Genomic DNA, 14,921 nt, shown 5'->3' with positions numbered 1-14,921 from the left:
GGGCGAGCGTAATCAATCGCCCGCCGGGGACGATCTGTCCTGCCCGGCCGTTGCCAGGTGCGGGTGTCGGGCGGTTGGGTTCCGGTATGACGACTGCACCCGAAGACACGTACGAACCTGAGCGCGCCGGACGGCTCCTGCGGGCCGAACGCGACCTTCTGATCCCCCTGTTGAGGTCCGCGCCCGACGAGGCGTTCGCGGTCCGCACCTGCTGTCCCGGCTGGACCGTGCGGCATGTGGTCGCGCACTGCGCCACCGTGCTGACGCGGGTCGTGGAGAGCCGCTACGGCGAGGGCGTCTTCAGCCCGGAGAGCAACGAAAGGGACATCGCCGAGTGCGCCGACTGGCCGAACTCCCGTGTCGTGGACGAGCTGGAGCGCCGCATGTCCGAGGTCGGGCCCATCATGGCCGCCGCCAAGGGGCGCCTGGACGGCATCGCGCTCGGCGAGTGGGTGCACGCCGGTGACGTACGCGAGGCGTGGGGGAAGCCGGGAGCGTACGCCGGTGCCGGGCTCACGGACGCGCTGCCGCTCCTCGGGCAGCACAGCCGCTCGCCGTTCAGCGCGGCGGCGCCCGGCCTCGCGGTCCACGCCGACGTGGACGGCTGGGACGAGCCGCTGGTCCTCGGCGCCACGGACGGCCGACGGCCCCCGGCCCGCTACATCGGCGACGCGCCCACCCTCATCCGGATCTGCGCGGGGCGGCCGTTGACGGGGACGCGGTACGAGCTGGCGGGCGCCACGGAAAAGGAGTTGGGCCTGTTCGACTGAGGTGGATCATGGAGGGATGACCTCCGAACCCGGTACTCCCGAACCCGGTACCTCCGAACCCGGTACCTCCGAACCCGGTGCCCCCCTCGTGCCCGCCGACCCGAACGTGCTGCATCCCATGCCCGGCCAGGAGCGCGTGGTCCTGCTCAAGCCGCTCGTCACCTCACCGCTGATCGAGGTCGGCGACTTCTCGTACTACGACGACCCCGACGACCCGACCGCCTTCGAGACCCGCAACGTCCTCTACCACTACGGCCCCGAGCGGCTGGTGATCGGGAAGTTCTGTGCCCTGGGGGAGGGCGTGCGGTTCATCATGAACGGCGCCAACCACCGGATGGACGGGGCCTCGACGTTCCCCTTCCCGATCATGGGCGGATCGTGGGGCGAGCACTTCGACCTGATCACCGGGCTGCCGGGGCGCGGGGACACCGTCGTCGGCCACGACGTCTGGTTCGGCTACCGCGCCACGGTCATGCCGGGCGTCAGGATCGGGCACGGAGCGGTCATCGCCTCGGGCTCGGTGGTCGTCGACGACGTGCCGGACTACGGCATCGTCGGCGGCAACCCGGCCCGGCTCATCCGGCGCCGCTTCGGCGACGAGGACATCGCGCGGCTGCTCGAACTCGCCTGGTGGGACTGGCCGGTCGAGCATCTGACCCAGCATGTGCGGGCCGTCATGTCGGGCAGTGTGGAGGAGCTTGCGGCGGTGGCGCCGGGCGCGTAGGCGTCCAGGGTGCACGTGCGTGGCGCCAGGGGGGTGGTCAGTGCTGGTGGCCACCGCCCTTCTCCGCGTGCCCGGCGCCGTCCTTCTCGGCGTGCCCGGCTCCGCCCTTCTCCGCGTGCCCGGCGCCGCCCGCGTGCACCGTGAACGCCGCCGTGCGCACCTTCCCCTCGTGCTTGAAGTCCAGGAACAGGCGGTACGCGCCTTTGCTCGGTGCCGTCGTCGTGAAGGAGATGCCGGGGCCCGCCTTGGTCGTGCCGTCGCCGGGCTCGCCGTTCGGGTGGACGTGGAGGTAGGCGAGGTCGCCGGAGCGCAGGGCCACCAGATGGCCGTAGGCGCCCAGATAGGGCTGGAGGTCGGTCACCGGCTTGCCGTTCTTCGCCACGTCCAGGGTGAGATCGCCGCCCGCGCCCGTCTTCAGCTCGCCCTTCAGCGTCACGTCGTAACCGTCCACCTTCGCCGTCGTGCTGTGCGCGGGCAGCTCCTTCGGCGCGGACTTCCCCGCCACCGCGAGGTCCGCGCCGAGCGTCAGGGCCTCCTTCGCGCCCTCGGGGCGGAAGTCGGCGAAGACGCGGTAGCCGCCCGCCTCGGGGAGGTCGACCGGGGTGGACCAGGTGCCGTCCGCCGCGCGGGCCGGGTGCAGATGGCGGTAGGTGGTCAGGTCGCGTGAGGCGACGATGAGGTGCAGCTCCTTGTCGTGCTCCCGCTGGTACGCGGTGACGTTCCGGCCCGTGGAGTCCTTGACGACGGCGAAGCGCAGTTCTTCCTCGCGGTCCGCGTCGACCCGCGAGGTCTTCAGGTCCAGCGTGTAGCCCCGCTCGGAGATCTGGAGGCCGCCGGGGGCGGTTTTCTCGCCGCCGTGCCCGGCGCCCTCTTCCTCGCCGTGACCGTGCTGAGCCGCGGGCGTCCGGTCCGTGACAGGGCCGACGCCCTTGCCCACTCCATACGCGGTACCGAAGGTCGCGGCGACGGCGGCGGCGAATGCGGTGATCTTCAGGCCGGTGTTCATGACGACTCCTTGGCTGATACGCGATACTCGATGCCTCGAAGATACCCCCCCGGGGTACCAAGTCAAGTCCGGGGTGCCGAGTGGTCCGCTCTTGCGCTTGATACCCCCCAGGGGTATAACTGGCCTCATCACGTCGATACCCGCCCCGGGTATCAGGGAGCACCATGAGCGCGTCACGAGGAGCCCGCACCATGTCCACCACCACACCCGGCACCCCCGAGGCGGCCCCCACCGCTTCCACCGCAGAGGTGGAACTTGCCATCGGTGGCATGACCTGCGCCTCGTGCGCCGCCCGGATCGAGAAGAAGCTCAACCGCATGGACGGCGTCGAGGCGACCGTCAACTACGCCACCGAGAAGGCCAAGGTCAGCTACCGCGGCGAGGACATCTCCGTACAGGACCTGATCGCGACCGTCGAGGCCACCGGCTACACGGCGCAGGAGCCCACGGCCGTACGGGAGGAGACCGCGGCGCTCACGGGTGACGGCGGGGCCCGGCAATCCGATGAGGCCCGGCAGGCCGATGAGGCCCGGCGGGCCGATGAGGCGCTGCGGCCGCTGCGTGAGCGGCTGATCACCGCGGTGCTGCTCTCGGTGCCGGTGATCGCGATGGCGATGGTGCCCGCCCTCCAGTTCGAGTACTGGCAGTGGCTCTCCCTCACCCTCGCCGCGCCCGTCGTGACCTACGCCGCGTGGCCCTTCCACAAGGCGGCCTTCACCAACGCCCGGCACGGCGCGGCCACCATGGACACGCTGATCTCCGTCGGCACCTCGGCGGCGTTCCTCTGGTCGCTGTGGGCCCTGTTCCTCGGCACCGCGGGCACGCCGGGCATGACCCACCCCTTCGAACTCACCATCGCCCGCAGCGACGGCGCGGGGAACATCTACTTGGAGGCCGCGGCGGGCGTCACCGCCTTCATCCTCGCCGGGCGCTACTTCGAGGCCCGCTCCAAGAGGAAGGCCGGGGCCGCCCTCAAGGCGCTGCTCCAGCTCGGCGCCAAGGACGTCACCGTGCTGCGCGACGGGGGACGCGAAGAGACCATCCCCGTGGGCGACTTGAGGACCGGCGACCGCTTCCTGGTCCGGCCCGGCGAGAAGATCGCCACCGACGGCAAGGTCATCGAGGGCGCCTCGGCCGTGGACGCCTCCATGCTCACCGGCGAGTCCGTGCCCGTGGAGACCGGCGAGGGCGACTTCGTCACCGGAGCCACCCTCAACGTCGGCGGACGCCTCGTCGTCGAGGCCGTCCGCGTCGGCGCCGACACCCAGCTCGCCCGCATGGCCAAGCTGGTGGAGGACGCGCAGAACGGCAAGGCGGCCGCCCAGCGTCTCGCCGACAGGATCTCCGCGGTCTTCGTACCGGTCGTCATCGGCCTGGCGCTCGCCACCCTCGGCTTCTGGCTCGGCAACGGCGCCGGCCTCACCGCCGCCTTCACGGCGGCCGTCGCCGTACTGATCATCGCCTGCCCCTGCGCCCTCGGCCTCGCCACCCCGACCGCCCTCATGGTCGGCACCGGACGCGGCGCCCAGCTCGGCATCCTGATCAAGGGCCCGGAGGTCCTGGAGTCCACCCGCAAGGTCGACACCATCGTCCTGGACAAGACCGGCACCGTCACCACCGGCAAGATGACCCTGCTCGCCACCCGCACCGCTCCCGGTACCTCGGCCGCCGACGTGCTGCGCCTGGCCGGTGCCCTGGAGCACTCCTCCGAACACCCCATCGCCCAGGCGGTCGCCGCCGGGGCGGCCGCCGAGGTGGGCACGCTGCCCGTCCCCGAGGACTTCGCGAACGTGCCGGGCCGCGGAGTGCAGGGCATCGTCGAGGGCCACGCGGTCCTGGTCGGCCGGGAATCGCTGCTGGCCGAGTGGGAGATCCGCCTCCCGGTGGAGCTGGAGCGCGCCAAGGCCGACGCCGAGGCGGCCGGACGGACGGCCATCGCGGTCGCCTGGGACGGCGAGGCCCGCGCGGTCCTGGAGGTCGCCGACGCGGTGAAGGACACCAGCGCCGAGGCGATCCGGCGGCTGCGGGCGCTCGGCCTGACCCCGATCCTCCTGACCGGCGACAACAAGGCGGTCGCGGCGTCGGTGGCCGCGGAGGTCGGCATCTCCCCGGAGCACGTGATCGCGGAGGTCATGCCGCAGGACAAGGTCGACGTGGTCAAGCGGCTCCAGGCCGAGGGCCGCTCGGTCGCCATGGTCGGCGACGGCGTGAACGACGCCGCGGCCCTCGCCCAGGCCGACCTGGGCCTCGCGATGGGCACGGGGACGGACGCCGCGATCGAGGCGGGGGACCTGACGCTCGTACGAGGTGACCTGCGGGCGGCGGCGGACGCGATCAGGCTCTCGCGCCGCACCCTGGGCACGATCAGGACGAACCTCTTCTGGGCCTTCGCCTACAACGTGGGCGCGCTGCCGCTGGCCGCGTCCGGGCTGCTCAACCCGATGATCGCGGGAGCCGCGATGGCCTTCTCCTCGGTCTTCGTGGTCGGCAACAGCCTGCGGCTGAGGGGGTTCAAGCCGCTGGCGTGAGCGTTCCGTCCGCTCGTCCGACGCACCCCGGTGCGAGCTACTCGGCTCGCGCCGGGGTGTTCTGCGCGTAGGCTGGCAATTGGACTAGACCTGTGCGGGCCGGAACTACGGGACCACGGAACTCCGGGACTCCGGGGCTCCGGGACCTCGACGAGAAGGAAGAGACATCCATGAGCAAGCGTGCAGTCCTGGAGGTGATCGCCCTCGACGCCGAGGACGCCGTCGCCGCCCAGGCCGGAGGCGCGGACCGCCTCGAGCTGGTGACCGACATGGCCGCGGACGGCCTGACCCCCTCGCGGGAGACCTTCGCCGCGATCCGCGCCCGCGTCGACATCCCGCTGCGCGTCATGCTGCGGCTGGCCGACGGATTCGCCGCGGGCGACGTCGACGCGCTCGTCCGCCGCGCCCGCGAACTCAGGAGCGAGGGCGCCGACGAGTTCGTCCTCGGCTTCCTCGACGAGGCCGGGGCCCCCGATCTCGGCGCGGTCGAGACCGTGCTGGCCGCCCTCGACGGCTGCCGCTGGACCTTCCACCGGGCGATCGACCGGGCCGCCGACCGCAACGCCCTGCGCAAGCAGCTCGCGGACCTGCCCGGCCTGGACACGTACCTCACGGCGGGTGCCGCGGGCGGAGTCGACGAGGGCCTGCCGACACTGCTCGCCGAGGCGGCCCGCCGGGGAGAGCCCGCCTACGACCCCCAACTCCTGGTAGGCGGCGGCCTCCGCCTGGACCACCTGCCGCGGCTTCGGGCGGCGGGGGTCGACGCGTTCCACATCGGCGGAGCGGCGAGGCCCGACGGGTGGTCGGGCCAGGTCTCCTCGGCGGCCGTCGCGCAGTGGCGGGAGGCCCTTGAGGGATAGGGGACGGCGGGGGTAGCTCCCCGCGCCCCTGACGGGGCGCCTCAGTGGGGCCCGCGATACAACTGGGCCGAAACGGAGGGGACCTCAATGACCGCACACGCAAGTCGTACGCAGCCCGTCGCGGCCGCGCTGCTCACCGGGACCGTCGCGCTCTACATCGCGCTCGTCGCGTTCGGGAACATCACCGACTTCGGCACCAACCAGCAATTCGTACGCCATGTCCTCGCGATGGACACCACCTTCAAGGACGACGACCTGATGTGGCGCGCGGTGGAGTCCACCGCGCTCCAGGACGCCGCGTACATCGCGATCATCGTGTGGGAGAGCGTCGCCGCGCTGGTCCTCATCGCCGCGACTGCCCTGTGGGCCGCGGCGCTGCGGCGCCGCGCGGGGTTCGCGCGCGCCCAACGCCTCGGAAGTGTCGGGCTGTTGATGATCCTGCTGCTCTTCGGGGCGGGGTTCATCGGTGTCGGCGGTGAGTGGTTCGCCATGTGGCAGTCCGAGAACTGGAACGGCCTGGACGCGGCGATCCGCGTCGTGACGCTCACGGGCATCGTGCTGATCGTGAACCACCTGCCGTCCGCCGGAGCTGCGGCGGACGGCTCCAAGGACACGCCCTAGGCCAGTTGTGGCGGCAGCGGCGCCGAGTGGACGACGATCAGGCCGGAGACGGCACGGGTCAGCGCCACGTACAGGCGGCGCAGGCCCGTCCGCTCGTCGGGCTCGCCGTCGACCACGGCGGCGGGCTCGTCGAGTACCACGTAGTCGTACTCCAGGCCCTTCGCGAGGGACGCCGGCACGAGCGTGAGCCGGGTGTCGGGCGTCGTCTCCTCGCCGGGGGAGAGGTACGTGATCCCGGCCGCCGTCAGCGCCTTCGCCAGCGCGGGGATACGGGCGTCCGCGGCGATGAGGCCGATGGACCCCTCCTGCCGCAGCGACTCCGCGCACGCCTCCAGGCAGGCCGCGTCGAGGTCGGCCGCGTCCGGGGCGGGTGCGCCCCGCTTCGTCGCCCGCCGCACCGCCAGCGAACCCGGCGACTCGCGGACCGAGGCGACCTCCGTCAGGCCCGGCGCGATGTCGGGCAGCAGCCTCGACGCGTACGCGATGACCTCGCGCGGCACGCGGAAACCGGCCGTCAGCTCCTCCACGACCGCGTCCGCCTTGCCGAGGTGGCCGAGCGCCTCGGCCCAACTACGGGTCGCCCAGGGCGTCGTGCCCTGCGCGAGGTCGCCCAGCACGGTCGCCGAACCGGTCGTGCAGCGCCGCCCCACCGCGCGGTACTGCATGGGGGAGAGGTCCTGCGCCTCGTCGAGCACGACATGCCCGAGGGAGTGCGTGCGCGAGACGAGATCGGTTGCCTCGTCGATCAACACGGCGTCCGCGGCGGACCACTTGGCGGACTTCACGCTGCGCGCGGGCTTCGTCCACAGGATGGCCTTCTGCTCGTCCTCGCTCAGCACGCCCTCGGCGTGCGCGGCCAGGAACTCCGCGTCGGACAGCAGCCGCAGCACCAGCTTCGCGGGATCGACCGGCGGCCAGATGGCCTTCACCGCCGCCTTCACCGCGGCGTTGCGCGCCACGGCGTCCTGCACCCGGTCGTCCGGGGCCTCGCCCGCCTGCTCCATGCGGACGAGGACGGCGTGGGCGATGCGCTGCGGCAGGGCGTCGCGGGCGGCGCCGTAGCGGATGTCCCGCGCCAGCAACTCGCTGACGATCTCCTCCAGTTCGTACGCGGGAATCCGCCAGCGCCGGGAGCCGCGTACGACCACGACCGGCTCGGCCGGCAGCGTGACGTGGGAGCGTACGGCCGCGCGCAGCACCCGCGCCATGCGGGCGTCACCCTTGACGAGGGCGGCGGCGGAGTCGTCCGTACCGCGCACCTCCACATGCGCGACGAGGTCGTCGACCGTGGCCTGCTTGACCTCCAGCTCGCCCAGCGCGGGCAGCACCTGCTCGATGTAGTGCAGGAAGGACGCGTTGGGGCCGATGACGAGCGTCCCGGTGCGGGCCAGCCGCTCGCGGTGGGCGTAGAGGAGGTAGGCGACACGGTGGAGGCCGACGGCGGTCTTCCCCGTGCCCGGCCCGCCCTGCACGCACACGCTCCCGCTCAGCCCGCCGCGGACGATCTCGTCCTGCTCGGGCTGGATGGTGGCGACGATGTCCCGCATCGGCCCGACGCGCGGCCGCTCGATCTCCCGCTGGAGGAGCTTGCTCGCCCGCTCGTCCTCGGCGGGGTCGCTGAGGTGCTCGTCCTCGTACGCGGTGAGGTCGCCGCCCGTGTAGCCGAAGCGGCGGCGCAGCGCGATGTCCATCGGGTCCTTCTTGGAGGCCCGGTAGAACGGCTGGGAGACCGGCGCGCGCCAGTCGATGACCATCGGGTCGCCGTCGGCGTCGTGCACGTGCCGGCGCCCGATGTAGAACTGCTCGCCTCCGGCCCCTTCCGCCTGGTCGGCGCCCGGGGCGTGCAGATAGTCGAGCCGCCCGAAGAACAGCGGCGTGTGGGCGAGGTCGGCGAGTGACTTGACGCGCTCGCCGATCTGGCGCTCCAGGACGGCGGCGTTCACCCAGTTCGCGGTGACATCGCGGATGTCCAGGGCCTCGGCGTCCGCGCGCATGGCGCGCAGCGCGGAACGGGACGCGGCGAGGTGCCCCCGCTCACGGGCGAGGGGGTCGGTCGTCTGGTCGTGCGCCTGCACGGGGTGCCTCCGGCGGTTCAGCGGGGTGGTCTGGTGCTGCCGCCCGGTTTCCGTCCGGGCGGCGGCGCTCCGCGGGGGAGGCCGGGGGAGGGGGCAGCTTAGGCGGGGGGCCCGTGGCGCCGCCAACGGTTTTCCGACGGACCCGACACTTCAGCGGCGTAGGGAAAGCCCCGTCAGGGGCGCGGGGAACTGCGCGCCAAGCCACGACGGGCCCGCGGTCGGGGGACGGGCCCCGGGGGCGAGGACCGGGCAGGGCGAGTTCTTCGGGCGCGGGTCCGCGTGGGCTGGTCGCGCAGTTCCCCGCGCCCCCGACGGGGCACTAGTCGTCTGCCAGTTCGGCCACGCCCGTGATCCGGTGGAGAGGAAACGTGCGGACCTCGTCCGCCGTATGGTCGTACGCCGTGACGAAGCCGCCCTCGACCCGAACCGGGGCGATCATCCGCTGGCTCGCCGAGCCCTCGGCGTTGACGTAGCCGATCCATACCGTCTCGCCCGTCATCACCGCGGCCTGCATCGTGGCGAGGGTCTCCGCGGACGTCGTGCGGGGGAGCCCGCCGCTCGGGGTGCGCGGCGTCTCCTTGCGGGGCGCGGTCGACGCCAGGTCGCCCGCGCGGATCGCCCGCACCGCCGCGCCGATCAGCGTGGCGTCGGGCAGCGGAGGCCCGTCCGGCACCGGCTCGGGCGCCGAGCGCGGCGGGGTGCGGTGGGCGTGGGCGCGGGTGATCAGGACGTCGCCCTCCGGGGACTCCGCGGCCGGTGCGAAGCCCATCGTGCGCAGTCCTTCGAGGAGCGTTCCGGGGTCCGCCTGCGCGGCCAGCACGGTCGGCGCGAGGCGGCGCAGACGCAGGCTCTGGGAGCGCTTGTCGGCCAGGATCTCGTTGAGCAGCGCCTCGTCGTCGCAGCGCACGTAGGCGGACGCGGCGCCGATGCGCAGGTGGCCGTGTTTGCGGGCCACGTCGTCGATCAAGTACGCGAGGGGCTGCGGGACCGGCGTACGGGAGTGCGCGGCCAGGAACGCGTGCAGATCGGACGCCGCCTGCCCGGCGTCGAGCGCACGGCGTACGGAACCGGGCGTGAAGCGGTAGACGGTCGCGCCGCCCTTGGACTCGACGTCGGCGAGCACGGCCAGCGCCTCGGCGAGCGGCCGCTCCAGCGGGCCGGGCGCCACGGCCGTCAGGTCGGCCTGGAGCAGGACGTGGTCGAGCGGCTGGGGGAGCAGCGGGGCGAGGAGCCGCGCGGCCCGCGCGGTGGCGACGGCACGCTCGGCGCCGGTGGCGGGTGCGACGCCTTCAGCCTTCGCGGGTGCGGGTGCGGGTGCGGGTGCGGGTGTGCCGGCAGTCCCCCGCGCGGTCGCCGCCACACCCGCTTCGGCCCCGCCCGCCGAAGGCCCGAGCAGCGCACGCCCGTGCGTCGAGAGCGCCCCTCGGCCCGTGACGCCCAGCAACTCCGCTTCGTTCAGCGTCCATTGGGCCATGCGGGCGCGGAGGTCCCGCGACGCGGGGGACGGGCGCTCCCAGCGGAGGCGGGCCAGGAGCGACTCGGGGTCGGGTGACGCGCCCTCGGGAAGCCCGGCGAGCAGGGCGAGGACCCGGCGGCGTACCTCGGGCGCCGCCGAGCGGTCCAGATGCGGGCCCAGCGCGGACAGCGTGCGGTCCTTGCCGTCGCGGCCCCCGATCAGGCCCGCCGTGCGGGTCGCCGCCAGCCAGGCCTCGGCGAGCGCCGCCCAGCGCTCGGGGGCGGGCAGCTCCTGCCAGTCGTCGTACGCGGGCGTCGCCGCGTACCGCTCGTCGGCCTCGCCGTCGGAGGCCACCAGGCCCGCCGCGTAGGCCAGCTCGGCCCAGAACGCGGCCATCGGCTCGGGCAGGTCGAGCGCCACCGCCGTGCGCTTCAGGTCGCGCACGCTCAGGCCGCCCGCGCGCAGCACCGCGGGGCCGCCCTCGTCCCACTCCTTGAGCAGCTCCTCGATGGTGGCGAGCGCCGTGTAGGCCTGGCCGGCCGCCGTGGCGTCCACAACCTGTGGACGGTGCTCGCGCGCCACCTCGACGGGCGGCGGCGTCGGCTCGGGCACGCGGTGGGCGCGGCCCGCGCGCAGATGCAGGGCCGCCTCGCGGGGCAGTACGACCGTGCCGGGTGCGGTGGGCAGGAGCAGCCCGCGGTCCATGAGCCAGCGCAGGTGACGGGCCGGATCCGCGGTGACCTGGCCGTAGGGAGGGCCCCACACCAGACGGGACAGGACCTCCACGGACTCGGCGGGCGCCTCGTCCAGGAGGGCCGACATACGGGCGCGGTCGGTGAACAGGGCGGTGAGGGAGCCGACCGCCGACACCGGGTCGTGCGTGGTGGGCAGGCCGGCCGCCGCGACGATGTCCTGGACGCGGGTGGGCGACATGCCGGCCGTGGCCTCGGCGACGGTCGGGCCGAGGCCCGTGGGGGACGGGTGCTGGGGGCCGGGGGCGAGGAGTTCGCGGGCGGTGCGGACCAGCCGCAGACGGTCGTCGGGGCCCCAGACGAGGGCCTGCTCGTGGAGGGTGCCGAGGGCGCGGGGCAGGGCCCGCTCGACGGCGGCGTCCCCCTCGTCACCGGTGAGCAGCCCGAGCACTTCCTCGTACGTCGTCGGTTCCTGGGCCACCGCCAGGGTCTCCGCCACCTGCTGCGTGAAGCGGTCGAGCCGCTCCAGGGCGCGGACCACGGAGGCCCGGGTGCCGGCGCGGCTCGCGAGCTGCGTCAGATCGGTGGGGACGGGGCTGAGGAGGTCCGGGCGGGCGTGGAGCAGCTCAGCGAGGGCGTCGTCCTCGCGGGAGCGGAGCGCTTCGGCGAGGGAGCGGGGGGTCTCCGCGGGGCGCGGCGCCTTGGGGGCGGGGGCCTTGGGGTGCGGCGGCTCGTCGGTGCTCATCCGGCTCACGTTAGCGGGTTCCGGCCCCTTGCCGGGGCTGGCGGAGCTTGCGGGGCGCCGGGGCGGGGCTTGTGGGGGCTGGCCTGTGCTTCGTCCGCGGGTGCGCGGGGGCTGAGCGCGCAGTTCCCCGCGCCCCTTACGGGGCCACGCCGGGCGCCCCGGGACCCGCCCCAGGGAGAGCCCGCCCCCTTCGGGGACGACATGCGGCACACTGGACGTTTGGCCTAAGGAAAGGGCGCTCGCGTGAACGGTCCCCTCATCGTCCAGTCGGACAAGACACTGCTGCTCGAGGTCGACCACGAGCAGGCCGACGCCTGCCGCCGTGCCATCGCCCCCTTCGCCGAGCTGGAGCGGGCGCCCGAGCACATCCACACCTATCGCGTCACCCCGCTCGGCCTGTGGAACGCGCGCGCCGCCGGGCACGACGCCGAGCAGGTCGTGGACGCCCTCGTGGAGTTCTCCCGCTACCCCGTGCCGCACGCGCTGCTCGTCGACGTGGCCGAGACGATGGCGCGGTACGGACGCCTCACGCTCTCCAAGCACCCCACCCACGGGCTCGTGCTCACCACCACCGACCGGCCCGTGCTCGAAGAGATCCTGCGGTCCAAGAAGGTCCAGCCGCTCGTCGGCGCCCGGCTCGACCCGGACACCGTCGCCGTCCACCCCTCCGAGCGCGGCCAGATCAAGCAGACGCTCCTGAAGCTGGGCTGGCCCGCCGAGGACCTCGCCGGGTACGTCGACGGCGAGGCGCACACGATCGACCTCGACGAGAGCGGCTGGGCGCTGCGGCCCTACCAGCAGCAGGCCGTCGAGGGGTTCTGGCACGGCGGGAGCGGTGTGGTCGTCCTGCCCTGCGGGGCGGGCAAGACCCTCGTCGGCGCCGGGGCCATGGCGCAGGCCAAGGCCACCACCCTCATCCTGGTCACCAACACCGTCTCCGCCCGCCAGTGGAAGCACGAACTGGTGAAGCGGACCTCCCTGACGGAGGACGAGATCGGTGAGTACAGCGGGACCAGGAAAGAGATCCGGCCCGTCACCATCGCCACGTACCAGGTGCTCACGACCAAGCGGAAGGGCATCTACCCCCATCTTGAGCTGTTCGACTCGCGCGACTGGGGCCTCGTCATCTACGACGAGGTGCACCTGCTGCCCGCGCCGGTCTTCAAGTTCACCGCCGACCTCCAGGCGCGCCGCCGCCTCGGGCTCACCGCGACGCTCGTACGCGAGGACGGCCGCGAGTCCGACGTCTTCTCGCTCATCGGCCCCAAGCGGTTCGACGCCCCGTGGAAGGAGATCGAGGCCCAGGGCTACATCGCGCCCGCCGACTGCGTCGAGGTGCGGGTCAACCTGACGGACGGCGAGCGGCTCGCGTACGCCACCGCGGAGGCCGAGGAGAAGTACCGCTTCTGTGCCACCACGGCGACCAAGCGGAAGGTGACCGAGGCGCTGGTCAAGAAGCACGCCGGTGAGCAGACCCTGGTCATCGGGCAGTACATCGACCAGCTCGACGAACTGGGCGAGCACCTGGACGCGCCCGTCATCAAGGGCGAGACCACGAACGCGCAGCGGGAGAAGCTCTTCGACGCCTTCCGGCAGGGCGAGATCTCCGTCCTCGTCGTGTCGAAGGTCGCGAACTTCTCCATCGACCTGCCGGAGGCGACCGTCGCCATCCAGGTGTCGGGCACGTTCGGCTCGCGCCAGGAGGAGGCCCAGCGGCTCGGGCGCGTGCTGCGGCCCAAGGCGGACGGGCACGAGGCCCGCTTCTACTCCGTCGTCGCGCGGGACACCATCGACCAGGACTTCGCCGCGCACCGGCAGCGTTTCCTCGCCGAGCAGGGTTACGCGTACCGGATCGTCGACGCGGACGAACTGCTCGCCGGCAGCTGAGAACGCCCGCTTCAGAGCCCCAGCAGCATCGCCGCCGGGACCACCGCGACCGACGCGCAGGCGAACGCCGTCCGCAGCCATGCCACGGATGAGTCGCGGGGCGTGCGCCAGCCCGCCGTCAGGCAGCCGAGGCCCGCGAACACCGCGAGGACGTAGCGGGCCACCAGGTCCCGGTGTTCCGGCGTCGACGCGCCGCCGATGCTCCCGTCGAGCGCGACGATCAGCCAGCCGAGCGCGAGGAGCAGCAGCACGGCGGGGGTCGCCAGGGCCAGGGCCGCGATGCGGGAGGGCGGCGGGACGGGGTGGGCGGCGGCGTAGGCGGCGTTACGGGCGGCCCACGCGGCGCGGGGCTCCGCGGTGGTCTCGGTCCGCGCCGGTGCGGCGGCGGTCGCGGTCTCCGTGTTCGGCCGGGCTCGTTCCATGCGGCCAGTCAACCCCGGCGCGCGGAGACGGCACCTCGGTCCTCGTACTCATGTACGTACTCAACAACGGCGCCGAGGCCAGCAGCGGCAACAGCGCCAGGGCGAGCAGTGGATAGGGCGAGGCCAGCGGCTGCTGCCACCAGGGGAGCCCGAGGTCGAGGTCGCCCTGGTGCGGGAGTACCCAGAAGGTGCGGGCCGTGAAGAGCACGGTCACGGCGGCGGCCAGGCGCGCCCTGCCCTCCGCGATCAGGAAGGCCAGCAGCGGCACGCACCACACCCAGTGGTGGGACCAGCTGATGGGGCAGATCAGGAGGGTCGTGAGGGCGGCAAGGAGTACGCCTCCGGGAGCGTCGGCGGGGACGCGGCGGACCAGCCACAGGCCCGCGGCGGCGGTCAGGGCGGCGGGCAGCGCCCACGCGAGGCCGGGCTCCGCGTCGTGCAGGGCGCGGGCGATCAGGCCCTGCAAGGACTGGTTGTCGACGATCCACGCCTTGCCGACGCGCCCCGTCTCGAAGACGCGGCGCGTCCAGAACTCGACGGTGGCCGACGGCAGGACGAGCGCGCCGAACAGCACGGTCCCGGCGAACGCCGCCAGGGCGGTGACGGCTTCGCGTACGCGGCCGACGAGAAAGAGATACGCGATGAACAGCGCCGGAGTGAGCTTGATCCCCGCGGCGACCCCCACCCCGAACCCCTTGCCGACGGCGCCCTCGGGTCTGGTCAGGTCCCAGAGGACCAGGCAGGCGAGGACGAGATTGATCTGCCCGAAGACGACGGTCTGGAAGACGGGCTCCAGCCACAGGGCGAGGGCCGTGGCGGCGCAGAGGTGACTGGGCCGGGGGCGGAGGCCGGTGAGACGACAGGAGAGGTGCAGGAGGAGGGCGACGAGGGCGGTGTTGCCGAGGAGGAAGACGACCTTGAGCGCGGGGAGGGGGAGCCAGACGGCGGGCACGAAGAGGAGCGCGGCGAACGGGGGGTAGGTGGCCGGGAGTTCCCACTCGGTGACGGTGAACCCGTACAGATCCGCACCGCCGACGACGGCCTGCCCCTCAGCGCGATAGACGAGGGCGTCGGCCATGGGGATGCGCTGGAGGAGGCAGAGGACGGCGAGGGCGGCGAGGGAGGCGCCGAGGGC

Annotated in this window: 11 protein-coding genes; 6 read left to right on the top strand and 5 right to left on the bottom strand. The window is 73.4% G+C overall.

Annotated elements, in window-relative coordinates:
* Window positions 1-86: 86 nt before the first annotated feature.
* Both CP975_RS15645 and CP975_RS15640 read left to right on the top strand, forming a co-directional pair.
* The gene (locus CP975_RS15645) at window positions 87-770 is read left to right on the top strand and encodes a maleylpyruvate isomerase family mycothiol-dependent enzyme (protein ID WP_055534779.1); all 684 of its coding nucleotides are present in this window, start codon (window positions 87-89) and stop codon (window positions 768-770) included.
* 118 nt (window positions 771-888) lie between these two features.
* Window positions 889-1,494, top strand: a complete 606-nt coding sequence (locus CP975_RS15640; protein WP_055534792.1) for a CatB-related O-acetyltransferase — start codon at window positions 889-891, stop codon at window positions 1,492-1,494.
* Window positions 1,495-1,531: 37 nt separating this feature from the next.
* Here CP975_RS15640 and CP975_RS15635 read toward each other — a convergent pair whose 3' ends face one another.
* Complete coding sequence (locus tag CP975_RS15635; protein ID WP_055534781.1) at window positions 1,532-2,500, bottom strand: hypothetical protein; 969 nt, start codon at window positions 2,498-2,500, stop codon at window positions 1,532-1,534.
* Window positions 2,501-2,691: 191 nt separating this feature from the next.
* On the opposite strand from CP975_RS15635, the gene CP975_RS15630 reads away from it, so the two are divergent.
* From CP975_RS15630 to CP975_RS15620, 3 genes are all read left to right on the top strand, one after another.
* A complete protein-coding gene (locus CP975_RS15630; RefSeq protein ID WP_055534783.1) occupies window positions 2,692-5,028 on the top strand; it encodes a heavy metal translocating P-type ATPase in 2,337 nt (778 codons plus the stop codon).
* Between the two features lie 170 nt (window positions 5,029-5,198).
* A complete protein-coding gene (locus tag CP975_RS15625) occupies window positions 5,199-5,888 on the top strand; it encodes a copper homeostasis protein CutC (RefSeq protein ID WP_055534785.1) in 690 nt (229 codons plus the stop codon).
* An 87-nt stretch (window positions 5,889-5,975) separates the two neighbouring features.
* A complete protein-coding gene (locus CP975_RS15620) occupies window positions 5,976-6,509 on the top strand; it encodes a DUF2165 domain-containing protein (RefSeq protein WP_055534787.1) in 534 nt (177 codons plus the stop codon).
* Here CP975_RS15620 and CP975_RS15615 read toward each other — a convergent pair.
* Window positions 6,506-8,584, bottom strand: a complete 2,079-nt coding sequence (locus CP975_RS15615) for a HelD family protein (protein ID WP_055534789.1) — start codon at window positions 8,582-8,584, stop codon at window positions 6,506-6,508. The genes CP975_RS15620 and CP975_RS15615 overlap by 4 nt on opposite strands.
* A 319-nt stretch (window positions 8,585-8,903) precedes the next feature.
* Window positions 8,904-11,477: a helicase C-terminal domain-containing protein gene (locus CP975_RS15610; RefSeq protein ID WP_150477016.1), complete on the bottom strand. Its 2,574-nt coding sequence runs from the start codon at window positions 11,475-11,477 to the stop codon at window positions 8,904-8,906.
* A 243-nt stretch (window positions 11,478-11,720) separates the two neighbouring features.
* Between CP975_RS15610 and CP975_RS15605 the strand changes: the two genes are divergently transcribed.
* Entirely contained in the window at window positions 11,721-13,364 is a 1,644-nt protein-coding gene (locus CP975_RS15605; RefSeq protein WP_055536351.1) for a DNA repair helicase XPB, read from the top strand.
* A gap of 11 nt (window positions 13,365-13,375) precedes the next feature.
* Here the strand turns inward: CP975_RS15605 and CP975_RS15600 are convergent, their stop codons facing one another.
* Window positions 13,376-13,786 (bottom strand): hypothetical protein, encoded by a 411-nt coding sequence (locus tag CP975_RS15600; RefSeq protein ID WP_055536350.1) that lies wholly within the window; start codon window positions 13,784-13,786, stop codon window positions 13,376-13,378.
* Entirely contained in the window at window positions 13,689-14,864 is a 1,176-nt protein-coding gene (locus CP975_RS15595; protein ID WP_150477901.1) for a glycosyltransferase 87 family protein, read from the bottom strand. The genes CP975_RS15600 and CP975_RS15595 overlap by 98 nt, the downstream gene beginning before the upstream one ends.
* Between the last annotated feature and the right edge of the window lie 57 nt (window positions 14,865-14,921).

The organism is Streptomyces alboniger (assembly GCF_008704395.1).
GTDB classification, from domain to species: Bacteria; Actinomycetota; Actinomycetes; order Streptomycetales; family Streptomycetaceae; genus Streptomyces; species Streptomyces alboniger.
Note: the sequence above shows the minus strand (reverse complement) of the source record. Positions and strands in the feature narration are given on the sequence as shown.

Excerpts from the sequence above, each read along its gene's own strand:
- CP975_RS15645 (WP_055534779.1), top strand. The coding sequence starts at position 87 with ATGACGACTGCACCCGAAGACACGTACGAACCTGAGCGCGCCGGACGG.
- CP975_RS15640 (WP_055534792.1), top strand. The coding sequence starts at position 889 with ATGCCCGGCCAGGAGCGCGTGGTCCTGCTCAAGCCGCTCGTCACCTCA.
- CP975_RS15635 (WP_055534781.1), bottom strand. The coding sequence starts at position 2,500 with ATGAACACCGGCCTGAAGATCACCGCATTCGCCGCCGCCGTCGCCGCG.
- CP975_RS15630 (WP_055534783.1), top strand. The coding sequence starts at position 2,692 with ATGTCCACCACCACACCCGGCACCCCCGAGGCGGCCCCCACCGCTTCC.
- CP975_RS15625 (WP_055534785.1), top strand. The coding sequence starts at position 5,199 with ATGAGCAAGCGTGCAGTCCTGGAGGTGATCGCCCTCGACGCCGAGGAC.
- CP975_RS15620 (WP_055534787.1), top strand. The coding sequence starts at position 5,976 with ATGACCGCACACGCAAGTCGTACGCAGCCCGTCGCGGCCGCGCTGCTC.
- CP975_RS15610 (WP_150477016.1), bottom strand. The coding sequence starts at position 11,477 with ATGAGCACCGACGAGCCGCCGCACCCCAAGGCCCCCGCCCCCAAGGCG.
- CP975_RS15600 (WP_055536350.1), bottom strand. The coding sequence starts at position 13,786 with ATGGAACGAGCCCGGCCGAACACGGAGACCGCGACCGCCGCCGCACCG.
- CP975_RS15595 (WP_150477901.1), bottom strand. The coding sequence starts at position 14,864 with ATGGCCGACGCCCTCGTCTATCGCGCTGAGGGGCAGGCCGTCGTCGGC.